Origin of the sequence: Mesorhizobium sp. WSM4906 (assembly GCF_029674625.1) — a bacterium.
In the GTDB taxonomy this organism is placed as follows: domain Bacteria; phylum Pseudomonadota; class Alphaproteobacteria; order Rhizobiales; family Rhizobiaceae; genus Mesorhizobium.
Map to the genome: position 1 here is coordinate 6,261,466 of NZ_CP121355.1, position 16,442 is coordinate 6,277,907.

Sequence of the window (16,442 nt, forward strand, 5' to 3'; positions counted from 1 at the left end):
GAAAAGCCCGTCGCGGCTAATGAGCGTTGGCGACGGGCTTCCTGCGATTAGATGCGGCTACACCCTAAGGGACTGACCGCTCACCGTAACTCATCAAGCTGTGCATTCGCTCCAAAATGGGACAATTTTCTTCGCGTCCGAACCCGTTTGAGATAGTCTACATAAGCCGCGCTGAGGGCGGCGGCCATGTCAGTGTCGCGTTGCAGTGGTGTCTACTGCCCTGCTGATTTGGATATGCTCCAGCGGGTGTTTGACCGCTTGTGCGATGAGCGTCGCCTAGCCAAGAAAGACCGGGAGCAGCGGGAATACCTGGCTAAGGAACTGTTCCAACTTTTCGATAACGGCACCACCGACGAAACTGCCCTACTGCGAGCGCTTTCGAAGCGCGGTAGGGCATAACCGTCTGGGTTGACCTCTTCCTTTTGCACACGATGCCGCTATCCTCTCCACCAGCCCGCCGCTAGGTGTCCCTAACTTCGCAAGCTCGCGCCCCACCCTGCGACGATGAATTTCACCCGACGCGATCTCGCTCGTGCGATACGTGCCGACGAATTGCCCGTCTTTGAGAATCGTCAACTCATCCCCTACGGCAAGCACCTCGTCGAGGTGATGAGAAACCTTGCAGGTTCGGCTGGCGGTGCAGGGGATGGATCGAGTCGTGCGTCTGGTGACGCGCAAGCCGATGCTTGGCGAACCTATTGGCGAACCTCGTGGCGAACCACCCTACCATTGATAAATAACGATAATGGTGGGCCCGGAGGGTGTGAGACTGCCAAAGAAAATCAATGGCTTACAGGATGGTTAGCCAACCCATATCCTTCGTATAGTCTCGTATGGTCGGCGAACCAAATGACCAATATGAAGAGTGACTTGAAGCTGTTCCATGCGCAATTCAACCCTGCGTTAAGACGATCCCTCTCCTCTTTGAACGCCCTCGACACTTCCTCAAGCGTTCCGCTGAACCAGCCGTTCTGAACCGAATCCGACTCAAGCATTCCATGGGGCAAACGGCGGCTCTGCGCCAAGAAGTGGGCTTAGCGATCGCGCAGGCCACCCAGCGAGTGGTCAGTGGTAGTAGATGCCGCCGTCGACGTTGAGCGCCTGGCCGGTGACGAAGGCCGAGAGATCCGAGGCGAAGAACAGCACCGGTCCGACGATGTCTTCTGGCGCGCCGAGGCGCTTCAGCGCCGCGACCTCCTCCCAATGGCGGATCGCCGCTTCGCTGCCTAGATTGTTCTTGCCCATCTCGGTCAGGATGATGCCGGGGCAGATGGCGTTGACGGTGACGCCGTCCATGCCGACCTCTTGCGCCAGCACGCGGGTCAGCGTGATCACCACCGCCTTGGTCGCGGCGTAGTGGCCCTGCGTCGGCACGCCCTGCCGGCCGGCGATCGAGGCGATGTTGATCACCCTGCCCGACTTCCTGGCGCGCATATGCGGCAGCACCGCCTGGCACATCATCAGCACGCCCTTGGCGTTGATGTCGAAATGCGCATCCCAATTGGCCTCGTCGAGATCCTGCAGCAGGCTGGGTTTCAGGATGCCCGCATTGTTGACCAGCACATCGATGCTGCCGGCAGCCTTGAGCAGCGCCAGCGCGGTCGCCTCGATGTCCTCCTTCTTGCTGACATCCATCGTATAGACATAGGCCTTGCGGCCAGCCGCCTCGATCTCGCCTTTGGACACGTCGAGCCCGGCCGCCTGCGAGGGCAGATCGGTGATGGCGACATCGAAGCCAGCTTCGGCGAGCCCTTTGGCGAGCGCCCTGCCGATGCCGCGGCTGGCGCCGGTGACGAGAGCCGTCTTGCCCTTGGCTTCGGGGAGAATGGTCATGCTGCTTCCACCTTTGATGTCTTGACCGGGAGCGAATTCATCGCCGCGACCGTGTCGTCGAACGAAACGAGTTTGCCGTCGGAGCCCAGCCCCATCGCCACCTTGGCGGCGACCGCGCTGGCAAAGCGCGCGGACTGTTTCAGGTCCCACCCACGGACGATGCCGACGATGATGCCTGCGGTGAAGGAATCGCCGCAACCCGTGGTGTCGAAGACCTCGACCTCGAAGGCCGGCAGATGGAAATCTTCGCCCTGTTCGGGGGAGATATAGACCCCGCCGGCGCCCAGCGTGATAATGCAGTTCTTCACGCCCTTCGCCTTGAAGAAAGCGGCGACGCGGGCCGGATCGCGGTCGTGCGCCATCTCGCCGGCTTCGTCGATGCTGGGCACGAAATAGTCGATGTAAGGAAGGCACGGCTCGACCAGTTTCCACGTCTCCGGCGTCGCCTGGATGAGATCGAAGGTGGTGACGCGTCCAAGCTCCTTGGCGCGTTTCAAGAGCCTGACGGTCGGCTCGCCGTCGAAGCGCTTCAACAGGCCGGTGCCGCCGACATGGACGACGGTCGCGTCGAGCGCAGCGTCCATGTCGGCATCGGCGACCTCGAACAAGGTTGCGGTGCCGGGCACATGCAGAGCCGGACGCTCGCCGTTCGGCCGCACCGGCAGGATGGTGGACGAGGTCTGGACGCTGCCGTCGCGGCGGACAAGGCTCGTCTCCAGGCCGTATTTCTTCAGCTTGGCGAGAAACCAGTCGCCCATATCGTCGGTGCCAAGCGTGGTGACGGCGCGCGTCTTCAGGCCGAGAATGGCGCAGTCCATGCCGGTTGCGCCGGCGGTGCCAGCGACGGTCATGCGGATCTCCTCGATATAGCCGGCGCGGCCGCCTTCGGGGATGCGCGAGACCGGCCGCCCCAGGATGTCGAGGACGTAGAAGCCGATCGAGCTGACGTCGAATTGTGGCATGGTTGACTTGACCTTTCGAACTCAATGGGCGGCGCGGCGCAGGCCGAAGCTTGCGGCCAGCACCAGGAAGACGAGCACGCCGATGCCGACCTGCTGCCAGTAGAAATTCCAGCCGACCAGCAACAGCCCGTTCTTGACGATGGCGAGCAGCAGCACGCCAAGCAGCGTGCCGATGACCGAGGGCTTGCGCTCGCGGCTCAGCGTCGTGCCGATGAAGGTGGCGCCGATCGCATCGAGCAGGAAGGCGTTGCCGGAGAGCGGCACGTAGGACTTCACGGTCGCCGAGAGCAGGATGCCGGTGACGCCGGCAAGCAGCGCGCACAAAACATGCACCGTCGACAATTCGCGCGGCACGCGGATGCCGGAATACCAGGCTACGCCCGGCTGCGCGCCCATCGCCTGCACGTAGCGGCCGAAGACCGAGCGATGCAGCAGGACATGAACCGCGACGACGAGGACGATCAGCACGATGACCGGCGTCGGTATCCCGAACAGAGCGGTGCGAGCGATGGCGTTGAACTGGTCTGCCGCATACCCGCTGGTGAGATAGATCGGCTGGCCGCCGCTGGTGGCGAGCTGCTGCGTGCTTTGGCCGATGAAGAGCACGCCGAGCGTCGCCAGGAACGGGCTGATGTTGAGCCTGGTGATCAGGATCGTGTTGAGGATGCCGACGATCAAAGCGGCGCCAAGTCCGCCGGCGACGCCGACCACGCCGCTGTAGCCGGCGGCCAGAAGCATGACGAAGATCATGCTTGCCATGTCGACCGAGACGCCGACCGAGAGATCGATGCCGCCGGACGAGATGACGATTGTGAGGCCGAGCGCCACGATCGCCAGCATGACGACGTTGTTGACCAGCACGTTGAAGAGGTTGGCCGGCGTCAGGAAGGTCGGGCTCGCCACCGAAAAGAAGACGACGATGGCCGCGAAGGCGATGAGCACGCTGTATTTGGCGAGGAAGCCGCGCAGGCTCACCTTAGCCGAGTTGTCGTTGGCCGAGACGTTCATCGCGAACCCTCCGAACCGCGGGCAAAGGATGTGATGGCCACCACCAGCAGGATCAGCGCGCCCTGCACGCCGTTGACCCAGTAGCTGGAGACGTTGAGCAGTTGGAAGCCGTTGGCCAGAAGGCCGATGAACAGCACGCTGAACAGCGTGCCGCCCATGGTCGGCACGAAGCGCCGGGAAAAGACGGTGCCGAGCAGCGCCGCGGCCAGCACCGACAGAAGCAGCTCGCCGGAGCCGGGCGTGCTGGCCGACAGGCGCGATACGGTGAGGATCGCCGCCACGGCCGCGCAGAAGCCGCTGAGAACATAGGTGAAGGAGACGTAGAACGGCACGCTGATGCCTGCCGCGCGCGCCGCCTCGGGATGGCCGCCAACCGCGTAGAGCCTGAGGCCGAACGATGTGCCGTGAACAACCACGATCATGATCGCGGAGAAGACGATCAGCGCCCAGGCAAGCGCCGAGATGCCGAGGAAGCTGCCCGACACCAGCACGCCGAGCAGCGGGGAGGATGCGCCGACGACCGTGTTCTGGGTGAGCGTGAGTTCCATGCCGGCCGCTACATTGAGCACGGCAAGCGTTGCGAGCAGCGGCAGGATGCCGAAGCCAACCACGGCGAGGGCGTTCAGCGCGCCGACCGCCATGCCGACGGCGATCGCCGCGAGCACCGAGAGGAAGTCGCCATAGCCCATCGACAGAAGCGTGGCGTAGACCGCCGCGCACAACCCCATATTGGCGGCGATCGAAAGGTCGATGCCGCCTTCGGTGACATCGGAGCCGCCGCCGATGATGACGGCCGTCATGCCATAGGCGAGCACGCCGAGGATCGCCGACTGCTCGACGACGTTGATCAGGTTGAAAGTCGAGGTGAAGCCCGGCGCGAAGATCACGAAATAGGCCATGATCGCGGCGAAGGCGGCGATCGCGCCAAGCCTCACGACCAAGGCGCCAAAGCGGCGGCCGGCGCTCTTGGCGGCTGCCTGCTTTTCGTCGGAAACGGCGACTTCGGCGTGGAGGACAGTCGCGCTCATGCGGCCACTCCATCGGTGTTCGAGCGGGCGCCGGACGAAGCGGCCAGCAGCGCGTCGCTGTTCATCGCAGGGCCGGAGAAACTGCCGGCAAGCCTGCCGCGATAGACGACCAGCACGCGGTCGCAAACGCCGACCAGTTCGAGCAGATCGGAGGACAGAAGCAGGATCGCCGCGCCTTCGCCCGCCAGGCGATTGAGGAGATTGTAGATCTCGACCTTGGCGCCGACATCGACGGCAACGGTCGGCTCGTCCAATACATAGACGCGCGACTGGCAGCTCAGCCATTTGGCGATCGCCACCTTCTGCTGGTTGCCGCCGGAGAGCTCGCGCACCAGCGCGTCGCGATGCGGCGTCTTGATCGACAGTTCCTTGATCAGGCCGTCCACCGCCTGGTTCTCAGCGCCACGACTGACCATGCCGCTTTGCGAATAGCGGCGCAGGCTGGCCAAGGAGATGTTCTCGCGCACGGAAAGGCCAAGCGCCACGCCATGGGCGCGGCGGTCTTCCGGCAGCATGGCGATGCCGTCGCGCACCGCCTTGACTGGCGTCGACAGCGACAGCTCCCTGCCCTCGACCTTGACCTGGCCGCCATCGGGAGTCTTGAGCCCGAACAGGCACTGGACGATTTCCTTGGCGCCGGAGCCGAGCAGGCCGGTCAGGCCGACGATCTCGCCGGCGCGGACGTTGAAGCCGACATTTTCGAAGCTGCCGCCGAGGCGCAGGTTGGAAACCTCCAGCACCGGCGCGCCGAGCGTGATCGAGCGCTTCGGAAACATCTCGCCGACATCACGGGCGATCATCATCGCGATGATCTCGTCGATCGGCGTCTGGCGCGGATCGACCGTGCCGACATCGGTGCCGTTGCGCATCACGGTGACGCGGTCGCAGAGCTTTTCGATCTCCTGCATGTAGTGGGAGATGAAGACCACGGCGATGCCGTCGTCGCGCAGCCGGCGCAACACGTCGAACAGGCTGTCGACCTCACGCTTGACCAGTGCCGCCGTCGGCTCGTCGAGCACCAGCACCGATGCCTTTTGCGCCAGCGCGCGGGTGATCTGGACGACCTTCTGCTGCGCCGTGGTCAGGTCTTTCACCAGCGTTCCAGCCGGCAAATCCATGCCGAAGAAGCGCTTCAGCAGGTCTGCGGCCCTGCGCTCCATGGCGCGGCGGCTGACGAACGGGCCGAGGCCGATCTCGTGGCCGAGGAAGACAGCCTCACCGACGGTCGCGGTCGGCACCAGCAGCCTATCCTGGTGGATGAAATGCACGCCGAGCTTTTCAACCGATGCCGGCGTCAACGCGCTGACGGTCTCGCCATTGATGACGATCGAGCCGCTGTCCGGCTTGATGATGCCGGCCAGCACCTTGATGATGGTCGACTTGCCAGCGCCGTTCTGGCCGACAAGGCCGAGGATCGAGCCCCGGGCGATCTCAAGGTTCGCGTTCTCCAAGGCGCGCACCGGACCGAACCGCTTCGATATGTCCGTCATCGATACAGCAATGTCACGCTTTGCTGTTTGCATGGCCGTCTATCCTGGTTGGGTGTGACGGGCAGCCAAATAGGCATGGCTGCCCGCCGTTTCGTTCCGTCCTATTTAACGCCGGCTTTTTCGGCGGCGTCGAGAAACGGCTTTCCTTTTTCGGCAGCGTTTTCCTTGTTGATCAGCACCGCCGGAACGAAGGTGAAGGGCGGCACTTTTTGGCCAGCCAGGTATTTGGCGACGTTGTCGACCGAAGTCTTGCCGATCTCGTAGGGCTGCTGCGCGGCAACGGCGCCGGCCGACGATTTCGGGTCCATCACCATCTTGACGACTTCCGGGCTGCCGTCGATGCCGTAGGTCTTGACCTCGTTGCGGCCCGCTGCCTCGACCGCCTGCGTGGCGCCGATCTGGGGCACGTCCCAGCAGGCCCATACCGCGCCGATAGAGCCCTTCTCAGGGGACTTGGTCAGCATGTCGGTGACGTTCGAATAGGCGCTCTGCACCGTGTTCGGGATGACGTCGCGCAGCTCGGGCTCGACGATCTTCACATCCGGGAACGAGGTCAGCACATATTTCAGCTGGTCGTAGCGGATCTTGCAGACCGGTACGCTGTAGAAGCCGTTGAAGACCAGCACATTGCCCTTGCCGCCCATGTCGGCGACCATCTGCAGGGCGATCTCGGCGCCGATATTGTAGTTGTTGGACGTGGTGTTGTTGATGGCGTGCGGCGTAGCCGTATCGACCGTGAACAACGGGATGCCGGCGTCGCGAATCTTCTGCAGCCACGGGTTCAGCACTTCGAGATTGCCGAGTTGCTCGATGATGGCGTCCGGCTTCTGCGCGATCAGCGTCTGCAGCTGCGCGATCTGCTGCTGGTCCTTGCGCCCGGCGTCGAGCGCGATGACTTCGCCGCCGAGCTCCTTAACGCGGTCCTGAATGCCGCGGAACGCCATCAGGTCCCAATAGTGATCCGTGCCAATCGCAGAGACGCCTACGCGCTTGCCCTTGAGCGACAGTTCCTCGGCCGTCGCGCCGGAGATCGCCGCCAAGCTGCAAGCCGCCGCTAACCCCAAAGCAAGCGCCTTGACGAGGCCTTTCATGGATCTGGTCATTTCGATTTCCTCCCTTGTTGATCGCTCCGGGCCGTCCCGGAGGATATGCGAAACAGCAGGTGGCTGCTCCTCAGGCAGCGGCGTCATTGTCACGCAGGCCGTAGCTGGCCATGCGCTTGATGACGTTTTCGATCTCCTCGTCGGACAGGATCGGCGGCTCGCCGATCTGCAGGGCGCCGTGATACTGGCGCGCCAGCGTCTCGACCTCGACGGCCAGCCACATCGCCTGGGCGAGGCTCGACCCGACGGCAATCATGCCGTGCTGGGCAAGCAGGCAGGCCTTGCGGCCGCGCAGCGCTTCCACCGCATGCGCCGAAAGCTCCGCCGTGCCGAAGGTGGCGTAGGGCGCGCAGCGTATGTCGCTGCCGCCGGCGACGGCGACCATGTAGTGGATCGCTGGTATCTTCCTGCCCATGATGGCGATCGTCGTGCAGTAGGTCGGATGCGCGTGAACGACCGCGTTGACCTCGGGCCGTGCCTTCATGATGTCGAGATGGAAGCGCCATTCGCTGGACGGCGGCAGGCGTCCGTCGACCTCGCCATCCCAACCCATGAAGACGATGTCTTCCGGCTGCAGCGTGTCATAGGGCGTGCTGGTCGGCGAGATCAGCATGCCCTCGCCATGGCGGCAGCTGATGTTGCCTGACGTGCCCTGGTTGATGCCGAGTGCGTTCATCTCGATACAGGCGTCGATGATGGCCTGGCGCACATCTCGCTCCGAAACGGTCATGCGATATTCCAATCCTTGCTCAGTCCGTCACCAGGCCGTGTAGCCGCCATCGATCGACAGGATCGCGCCAGTGACGTAGCTCGAGGCCGGCGACGCCAGGAACAGAATCGCCGAGGCGATCTCCTGCGGTGTGCCCAGCCGGCCCATCGGCGTCATGTCGATCCAGGTGTTGAAGAGTTCGGGACGCTCGCGCATCTTCAGCGTCATCTCGGTGCCGACATAGCCCGGCGCCAGCGCGTTGACGCGCACGCCCGATTTCGCCCATTCGACCGCGAGCGCCTTGGTCATCATGTGCACGGCGCCCTTGCTCACCATGTAGGACGGCGCCGTCTGCGGACGGTTGATGATCAGGCCCGACATGGAACCCAGATTGACGATTGAGCCCTTCTTGCAATCGACCATCGAACGGCCGAAGGCGCGCGAAGCCCAGTAGACGCCGTTGACGTTGACATCCATCACCAGGCGCCATTCTTCGTCCGGGGTGTCGAGCGCGGTGTTGAGGCGCGCGATGCCGGCGCTGTTGACCAGGATATCGACCTTGCCGAAATCACTGACGATCTGAGCGGCTATCGCCTCGACGGCTTGCGGATCGGTAACGTTCAACACGCGGCCATCGACGCTCGCGATGCCAGCGGCCGTGAGCGCTTCGGCAGCGGCATTCAGCCCGTCCGCATTCATGTCGATCAGGACGATTCTTGCGCCGCAAATCCCCAGCGCCTTGGCGGCCTCGAGGCCGATGCCGCTGGCGCCGCCGGTGACGACAGCAACCTCGCCTGTCAGGTCGAATTGCGACCGGTAATCCATGCACGTCCTCCATCAGGACAGGCTCAAGCACGGGCAAAACTTCGCCCTCGCCGCCGACGCAGCGCTGCAAGCCTATAGGTCCTGATAAATGCCTCTGGGTCAGGCTCCTCCCGACCCCATGACAGAGACGTTACAGAAGCTCCCCGCGCCCGTCAATCTGGTTATAACCAGAAAACAGAATCTTTTTTGAGTGAGCGTAACTCAGGTACGATCGACGCCGTTCACCGTGGCGGATGGCTGCTCGACCGCCATGTGGATGCGGGCGACGGAGGAGTTGTAGAAGGCCTCGTAATATTCGAGCGCCGCACCATCCGCGTCATAGGCGATCGACTCGATCTCGATCAGCGGTGTGTTGGCGGCGACGCCCATCTCATCGGCCTCTTCCTTGGTGGGCAATGCCGCGCGGAGCCAGCGGTCGGCGCGCTTCACGGTGAGGCCGAAGACGGCGCGGATGGTGCCGAAGATCGACTGGTTTTCCGACAGGATGTTCTCCAGGCCCGGCACCCGATGTCCCGGCAGGCTGATGCGCGTCATGGTGATCGGCGAGCCGTCGGTCATGTAGACGCGGCTGATGCGTACCACGCTGCCATTGGCGGGAATTCCGAAGACCTTCGACTCCTTCTCGCTCGGCGGACAGCGATAGATTTCCAGCGTGCGGGTCGAGACCTTGTGGCCCTTCGCGGTCAGGTCGTCGAAGACGCCGAGATTGGCGGTCATGAAGTCGACATGCTCGCGGGGAGCTGCGACGAACATGCCCTTGCGCGGCATCTTGATGATGCGGCCTTCGTTGGAAAGCGAGCCGATCGCGGCGCGCACCACGGGGCGCGACACGCCGAAGAAATCGCAAAGTGCCTGTTCGGAGGGAATGCGTGAATTGGCGGCCAGCAGGCCGGTGTTGATCGCTTCCTCGAACTGGTTGCGCAACTGCACCCAAAGCGGGGCGGCCTCGTCGCGATTGAGCTGAACCTTCGAGCCGATCGAGCGGAACGCCTCGGCCGCCTCGGCATCTTCCTGGTCGTAACGAGGACGCCCGCGCATTCTGGTTGCTTGTTCCATCATCGGTCTTCAGGCTGCGGGCATACCGCCCGGTAGAATGTTTGCCGCGATTCAAAGCGCAGCAGCGGCTCCTAACGGAGGCCGCCCCCCATTTTCTCGCTCTCCGGCAAGTTTCGCAACCACAGCATGGCAGCCGCCCCCAGAAGCGGTCCGGGGACCAACAGCAGGAAGGCCCAGCGCCAGCCGCCGATGAAATCAGCGAAGCGCGGCGTCAGCCAGATGGCAAGCACCGTCAGCGCGAAACCGGCGCCGAGCTGCACCGACAGAGCGGTGCCGACAAAGCGGCGGTCGGTAAGCTCGGTGACTGCGGCGGAGAACTGCGCCGAATCACCGATCACCGAAACGCCCCAGACGATGGCCACCAGCATGAACAGCCAGAGCGGGCCGGTGAAGAGAAAGCCCATCAGCAGGGCGCAGCTTCCCGAGACGAGCATCATGCCGGCGGTGGTGGCGGTGCGGCCGATGCGGTCCGACAGATAGCCGCCGAGCAGGCAACCAAGGATGCCGGAGGCGACGACAAGGAAAGTCGCGAGCGAGGCGGTGGCGGCGGTCCCGATCGCCTGCGCCTCGAAGGCCGCGCGGGTGTAAGCGAGCAGCCAGGCCCACATGGCGTAGAGCTCCCACATGTGGCCGAGATAGCCGAGATTGGCGAGGAGCAGCGGCTTTTCGCGAAACACCTGGCCGATCCGCGAGGGCTCGAACACCGCCTTGCCGAAGGGATAGGGCCCTTCCTTCGCGAACAGCAGGAAGAGCAACGCGCCGGCCGCGGTGGCCACGCTTGCCGCTGCGACCACCGGCCGCCAGTCGAGCGCGGTCGAGACGGCGCGGAAGAGATGCGGCAGCGCCGAACCGACTGTCAGCGCGCCGATGACCGCGCCGAGCGCCAGCCCCCTGTCGCGCGTGAACCAGGTGGCCACCAGCTTGAGCGCCGGCGGATAGACGCCGGCAAGCGCAGCGCCGGTGACGATGCGCGCGGCGATCACGCCACCCGGCCCGGGATGGAAGAGCAGCGTCGCGTTGGCTAAAGCGGCGACAAGAGCCGCCGCGGCCATCAGGCGGCTCAGCCGTACAAGGTCCGGCAAATTGACCAGGCTCGCCGCCAGCGCGCCGATGACGAAGCCGACCTGAACGCCATTGGTCAGCCACGCCTCGGCGCTCGCGCCCAGCGCCAGATCCTGTTTCAATTCGGGAAGGATTGCGGTCGCCGAGAACCAGGTGGTCAGCGACAGGACGACCGCCAGGCAAAGCAGCGACAGCACGCGCCAGCGCTCGCTGTCGGCCGCCATGCCAAGCCGGCCGCCGCCGACTGTGCTCATGCGCCTTGCAGCGGTACGGTGAAGACCGTGGCCGTGCCGGTGAGGCAAAGCTCGCCCTGGCCGTTGCGCACGCTGGTCTCGATCTTGCAGATCGGCTTGTCGGGGCGCACTTCCTTGACCTCGACGCGCCCGGTGATCTCCTCGTCAACGCCGACGGCCTTGACGAACTTCCAGGCCACTTCGAGGAACACGGTCCCGGGGCCGGGCAGATCTTCGGCGACCAACGCGTTGAGGATGCCGGAGGTCACGCCGCCCTGGACGATCAGCTTGCCGAACACCGACTTTTCGGCCAGAGCGCGGTCGTAATGTAGGGGATTGCGATCGCCGGTGATCTCGGTGAAGGCCTCGATGTCGCTCATCCTCGTGCGGCGCGTGCGCTCGGCAAAGGCGCCGACCTGCGGACGGCCTTTCACGACACCCACCCAACCGTCTTTCGTCTCGGTGCTCATCGCGGCTCCTCCTCTGTTGCGAGTTCGATTTGTCTGAAGGCCGGCAGGACACGGCCGCCGATGGCGGTCGGCGCAAGCCGCAACATGTCCCCGACCTGTAGCGGCCGTGTGCCGGCCAGGATGAAGCTCAGCATCGTCGGGCCTTCGGCCAATTCGACCAGGCCGACCACATAAGGTGCCGTCGGCAGCCAGCCGGGATGGCCGGGCTTGTGCACCTCCGAAAAGGATTTGAGCCGCCCCCTGCCCGATACGTCTTTCCAGACAAGACGCCTGCTCCAGCAATGCGGGCAGATCGGGCGCGGATAGAAGATGGCCTTGCCGCAATCCTCGCAGTGCTGGATTTTCAGCCGGCCCTCGGCGGCGGCATCCCAGAATGGCTTGGTCAGCGCGGTGATCGTCGGGCCAGGGGTTTTCAGCGTGTTGAGATCGACGGACATCAGGCGGCTCCCAGCACCAGCGCGGTCGCTTCGCTCATCGTCGCGCCATTGCCGGTGACCAGCGCGAGCCCGGCCTTGCCGATCTGGCGTTCGCCCGCCTCGCCGCGCAATTGGCGCACCGCCTCGACGACATGGGTCATGCCGCCGGCAAGGTCGGGCTGGCCGAAGCCGAGCTGGCCGCCATGTGTGTTGAGCGGCTTGTCACCCTTGTGGGAGAGGTCGTGGTCGTTGAGCCACGCGCCGAACTGGCCCGACGCGCAGAGGCCGGCATCCTCGATGGTGGTCGCGACCATGATCGTGTAGCAATCGTAGAGCGACAGAAGATGCATCTCGTCGGCCTGCATGCCGGACTGCGCGAAGGCCCGCGCCATGGCGCTCTTCAGCGGACCGGAGGTCAGGCTCGGTGCCTGGCTGACCGCGCGATGCGTGATCTTCTCGCCGGCGCCGAGTAGATGCACGGGCAGCTTGCGCAACGACCGCGCGCGTTTGGCCGACGTGACGACGACCGCTTCACCGCCGGCGACCGGCATGACGATTTCGAGGAGGTGCAGCGGCGAGGCGATCATCGGCGAGGCCAGCACCGCTTCCACATCGGCCGGCTTGCCGAAGAAGATCGCGTCGGGATTGAGCTGCGCATTGGCGCGCGCCGCCGCGGCGATCAGGGCGAAATCCCGCGCGGTCGAGCCGTATGCCGCCATATGCGCCTGCATCAGCAGCGCGTAGGAGATGTTGGCGCCGGAGGCGCCGAAGGGCACATCGAACTCGCGGATCGGATTGCGGTTGGGCGAGCGGGGTGCTGCCTCCTCTCGGTTGTTGGCGAGCACGCACAGCACCGTCTCGCACATGCCGGCCTCGATCGCGGCTGCCGCGCGCCAGACCATGCCGGCGCCGGACGCGCCGCCAAGATCGACGACATTGGCCATGGTCGGCGCGAGGCCCAGATATTCGGCGATCGTCGCCGGAACATGCTGCGGCGTCTCGCCGACCTGCGGCCCGACCAGCAGCCCGTCGATCGCAGCCGGCTCGAGCCCGGCGTCGAGCACCGCCAGGCGCGAGACCTCGGCGATCATCTCCAGCGTCGTCACGCCGCTGGTCAGGCGCTGCGGCTTCAACTCGCCGATGCCGACGATCGCTCCCTTTGCCCGGCTCATGCCGCCTTGCTCCGATCGAGCGCGCGGTATTCCTCGAGGCAGGCCGGATTGGCGAGCGAAGCCAAGTTCTTGACAGGCTTGCCTTCGAGCGTGGTGCGGGCGGCACCCTCGACGCGCTTGCCATTCAGCGTATAGGGCACGGCCTGGACGGCGTGAATGCGGTGCGGCACGTGGCGCGGCGAAGCGCCTTCGCGGATCGCTTTGCGAATTCGCGCGGCAAGCTCGGGGGTCAGCGCATAACCGTCATTGAGCTTGACGCAGAGCACGATCTCCTCGTCGCCTTCGATGGGCGCGCCAAAGACCAGGCAATCCTCGATCTCGGCAAAATTCTCGCAGGCGGCGTAGATCTCGGCGGTGCCGACGCGAACGCCGCCGGGCTTCAGCGTCGTATCGGAGCGGCCGTGGATGATGCCAGAGCCGTAAGCCGTCATCTCCGCGACATCGCCATGCGTCCAGATCTCGCGGCGTGCGGCAAAATAGGTGGCGTGATAGCGCGCGTCGCCATCCTTGCCCCAGAAGGTCAGCGGCATCGACGGGAACGGTTCGGTGCAGACTAGATTGCCTTGCCGGCCGATGACCGGCGCATTGCGCTCGTCCATGACGCCGACGGCGAGGCCGAGCCCTTTCACGGTCAGCTCGCCGCGCCGCACAGGATGGATCGGCGATCCCAGCAGGAAGCAGCCGATGATCTCGGTGCCGCCGGAGATCGAAGCGAAGATCATGTCGCGCTTCACATGATCGTAGACCCAGTCGAATTGCCCGGGAGAGACAGGCGCACCGGCCGACAGCAGCGAGCGCAGCGACGGGAGATCATGCAGGCGCCCCGGCGCGTAGCCTTCGGTCGCAAGTGTCGCCAGATATTTCGGGCTGGTGCCGAAATGCGTGACCCTGGCGCGCTCGGCGATTTTCCAAAGCGGGCTGGGGTCGAGGCCATCGGCCGATTTCAGGATCGGCGCGCCGTCATAGAGAACCACGGCAGCAGTGCAGGCGAGGCCGGAGATCAGCCAGTGATACATCATCCAGGCGGTGTTGGTGTACCAGCTCATCACGTCGCCCGGGCGGACGTCGCCATGCAGCAGGTGCTCCTTAAGATGCTGGAGCAATACACCGCCGGCGCGATGGACGATCGCTTTCGGCGCGCCCGTGGTACCTGAAGTGTAGAGAACATAGGCCGGATGGTCGAAGGGCACGCGCTCGAAGCTGAGCGGGCTGTCGCCGCCGAAATCGTCGAAGGAAATGCAATCCGCCGCACAGTCCGGCTTGAGACCCGTTCTGCCGGTCAGCACCAGCGTCGTCACTGTCGGCATCGCCGCGACGATCTCGGCCAGCCTGCCGGAGATGTCGTGCTCCTTGCCCGCATAGCGGTAACATGGCGCGGCGAACAGCACCTTGAGGCCGATCTGGCCGAGGCGGTCGGCGATCGCGGCGGCGCCGAAATCCGGCGAGCAGGATGACCAGACAGCGCCGATGGAGAGCGTCGCCAGCAGAGCGACGAGACCCTCGACGCGATTGGGCAGGATGCCGCCGACGCAATCGCCCTTGCCGATCCCGGCCGCGCGAAGGCCATGCGCCGTCCGGGCAACGAGCCGGCGCAACGCGCCGAGCGTGACGGTGCGGAAATGGCCGCTCTCGTCGCCCTCGATGAGAGCAACCCTGTCTTCGTCGCCGGCAGCAGGTTTTCCGCGAGATTGAGCGAGGCTTCCGGCAGGAAGCGACTCCCGGTCATGGGCGCATCGTCGTCGCGCAGGAAGGAGATCGCGCCAGGCTCACCGACGACCTCCGCGAAATCCCACACCGCCCGCCAGAAGGCGCCGGGGTCGCCGATCGACCAGCGATGCAGCGTTTCGTAGTCGCGCGGGTCGAAACCATTCGCGAGAGAGAAGCGCGCAAGGTTGGACGATCGGAACGCGGCCGGCGCCGGCGTCCAAAGCACGGATGACATGGATTTCCTCCCGCAACGCACTCCGGGCTCGATGCCGCGACCTTGCCTGCCGATGCATTTCATGATTATTGGTTATAACCAGAATGTCAAGCGGCGATCCCGCCTATGTGGATCGCGCGTGCGGAGGATCGGAAATGGATGCGATCTATATCGTTGCCGCCAAGCGCACGCCCATCGGCAAGCTGAACGGCGCGTTCGCCAGCCTGTCGGCGGCGGAGTTGGGCGCGCAGCTTATCCAGGCGATGCTGGCGGAAACCCAGCTCGCGCCCGACACTGTCGGCGAGGTGATCATGGGCCAAGTGCTGACCGGCGGCGCCGGGCAGAACCCGGCGCGGCAGGCCGCGCTCAAAGCCGGCCTGCCGGTAAGCGTGCCCGCCATGACCGTCAACAAAGTGTGCGGCGCCGGCCAGAAGTCGATCCATCTCGCCGCCCAGGCCATTCGCTGCGGCGACGCCGATTGCGTGATCGCCGGCGGACAGGACTCGATGACCTCGGCGCCGCATTTCATTTCCGGTATGCGCGGCGGCATCCGCATGGGCGACCACATGGTCAAGGATTCCATGATTACCGACGGGCTGTGGGATGCCTTCCATCAGGTACATATGGGCGTGACGGCCGAAGCGCTGGCGCAGCGCTACCAGATCACCCGCGAAGAACAGGACAGGTTCGCGCTGCGCTCACAGGAGAAGGCGGACGTCGCCATCCAGACTGGCCGGTTCGACGAAGAGATCGTCCCGATCTCGATAAGGACAAGGCAGGGCGATCTCGTCATCGACCGTGACGAACATCCCAATCCCTCCACCACCATGGAAGGCCTCGGCCGGCTGAGGCCGGTCTTCGATGCGGCTGGCACGATCACGGCCGGCAACTCATCCGGTCTCAATGACGGCGCAGCGGCGGTGCTGGTGATGTCGGAGGCGCGGGTAAAGGAACTCGGCCTGACGCCCCTCGCCCGCATCGCGTCCTACGCTTCCGCCGGCGTCGAGCCGATGGACATGGGCCTCGGACCGGTGGCAGCCTCGCGCCGCGCGCTCGACAAGGCCGGCTGGCGCTCGTCCGATCTCGACGTGATGGAGATCAACGAGGCTTTCGCCGCACAGGCTATCGCCGTCAATCGCGAGATGGGCTGGGAC

Annotated in this window: 14 protein-coding genes and 1 pseudogene; 1 reads left to right on the forward strand and 14 read right to left on the reverse strand. The window is 64.8% G+C overall.

All coding sequences use genetic code 11. The features are described 5' to 3' along the window. Window positions 1-1,065: 1,065 nt before the first annotated feature. The 14 genes from QAZ22_RS30305 to QAZ22_RS30370 form a co-directional block, all read right to left on the reverse strand. Entirely contained in the window at window positions 1,066-1,833 is a 768-nt protein-coding gene (locus tag QAZ22_RS30305; RefSeq protein ID WP_278204584.1) for a glucose 1-dehydrogenase, read from the reverse strand. Beyond that, window positions 1,830-2,795 (reverse strand): sugar kinase, encoded by a 966-nt coding sequence (locus QAZ22_RS30310; RefSeq protein WP_278204585.1) that lies wholly within the window; start codon window positions 2,793-2,795, stop codon window positions 1,830-1,832. Before QAZ22_RS30310 ends, QAZ22_RS30305 begins: the two co-directional genes overlap by 4 nt. A gap of 21 nt (window positions 2,796-2,816) precedes the next feature. After that, the gene (locus QAZ22_RS30315; protein WP_278204586.1) at window positions 2,817-3,803 is read right to left on the reverse strand and encodes an ABC transporter permease; all 987 of its coding nucleotides are present in this window, start codon (window positions 3,801-3,803) and stop codon (window positions 2,817-2,819) included. Continuing rightward, window positions 3,800-4,831 carry an ABC transporter permease gene (locus tag QAZ22_RS30320; RefSeq protein ID WP_278204587.1) on the reverse strand — a complete coding sequence of 344 codons (1,032 nt, stop codon included), beginning with the start codon at window positions 4,829-4,831 and terminating at the stop codon, window positions 3,800-3,802. Before QAZ22_RS30320 ends, QAZ22_RS30315 begins: the two co-directional genes overlap by 4 nt. Next, the gene (locus QAZ22_RS30325; RefSeq protein WP_278204588.1) at window positions 4,828-6,354 is read right to left on the reverse strand and encodes a sugar ABC transporter ATP-binding protein; all 1,527 of its coding nucleotides are present in this window, start codon (window positions 6,352-6,354) and stop codon (window positions 4,828-4,830) included. Before QAZ22_RS30325 ends, QAZ22_RS30320 begins: the two co-directional genes overlap by 4 nt. Before the next feature lie 68 nt (window positions 6,355-6,422). Then, on the reverse strand, window positions 6,423-7,424 hold the full coding sequence (locus tag QAZ22_RS30330) for a sugar ABC transporter substrate-binding protein (protein ID WP_278204589.1): 1,002 nt from the start codon (window positions 7,422-7,424) through the stop codon (window positions 6,423-6,425). A gap of 70 nt (window positions 7,425-7,494) precedes the next feature. Further along, window positions 7,495-8,154: an L-fuculose-phosphate aldolase gene (locus tag QAZ22_RS30335; protein ID WP_278204590.1), complete on the reverse strand. Its 660-nt coding sequence runs from the start codon at window positions 8,152-8,154 to the stop codon at window positions 7,495-7,497. A 27-nt stretch (window positions 8,155-8,181) separates the two neighbouring features. Beyond that, window positions 8,182-8,958 (reverse strand): SDR family oxidoreductase, encoded by a 777-nt coding sequence (locus tag QAZ22_RS30340; RefSeq protein ID WP_278204591.1) that lies wholly within the window; start codon window positions 8,956-8,958, stop codon window positions 8,182-8,184. A gap of 201 nt (window positions 8,959-9,159) precedes the next feature. Continuing rightward, entirely contained in the window at window positions 9,160-9,996 is an 837-nt protein-coding gene (locus QAZ22_RS30345) for a GntR family transcriptional regulator (protein ID WP_278204592.1), read from the reverse strand. Window positions 9,997-10,085: 89 nt separating this feature from the next. Then, on the reverse strand, window positions 10,086-11,330 hold the full coding sequence (locus QAZ22_RS30350) for an MFS transporter (protein ID WP_278204593.1): 1,245 nt from the start codon (window positions 11,328-11,330) through the stop codon (window positions 10,086-10,088). Next, window positions 11,327-11,779: a MaoC family dehydratase gene (locus tag QAZ22_RS30355; RefSeq protein ID WP_278204594.1), complete on the reverse strand. Its 453-nt coding sequence runs from the start codon at window positions 11,777-11,779 to the stop codon at window positions 11,327-11,329. The genes QAZ22_RS30350 and QAZ22_RS30355 overlap by 4 nt, the downstream gene beginning before the upstream one ends. After that, window positions 11,776-12,216 (reverse strand): zinc ribbon domain-containing protein, encoded by a 441-nt coding sequence (locus tag QAZ22_RS30360; RefSeq protein WP_278204595.1) that lies wholly within the window; start codon window positions 12,214-12,216, stop codon window positions 11,776-11,778. The genes QAZ22_RS30355 and QAZ22_RS30360 overlap by 4 nt, the downstream gene beginning before the upstream one ends. Continuing rightward, entirely contained in the window at window positions 12,216-13,367 is a 1,152-nt protein-coding gene (locus tag QAZ22_RS30365; RefSeq protein ID WP_278204596.1) for a thiolase family protein, read from the reverse strand. The genes QAZ22_RS30360 and QAZ22_RS30365 overlap by 1 nt, the downstream gene beginning before the upstream one ends. Next, window positions 13,364-15,010 carry an acetoacetate--CoA ligase gene (locus tag QAZ22_RS30370; protein WP_278207989.1) on the reverse strand — a complete coding sequence of 549 codons (1,647 nt, stop codon included), beginning with the start codon at window positions 15,008-15,010 and terminating at the stop codon, window positions 13,364-13,366. The genes QAZ22_RS30365 and QAZ22_RS30370 overlap by 4 nt, the downstream gene beginning before the upstream one ends. 433 nt (window positions 15,011-15,443) lie before the next feature. On the opposite strand from QAZ22_RS30370, the pseudogene QAZ22_RS30375 reads away from it, so the two are divergent. Further along, window positions 15,444-16,400 (forward strand): annotated as a pseudogene (locus QAZ22_RS30375) (acetyl-CoA C-acyltransferase); the annotation flags it as partial. Between the last annotated feature and the right edge of the window lie 42 nt (window positions 16,401-16,442).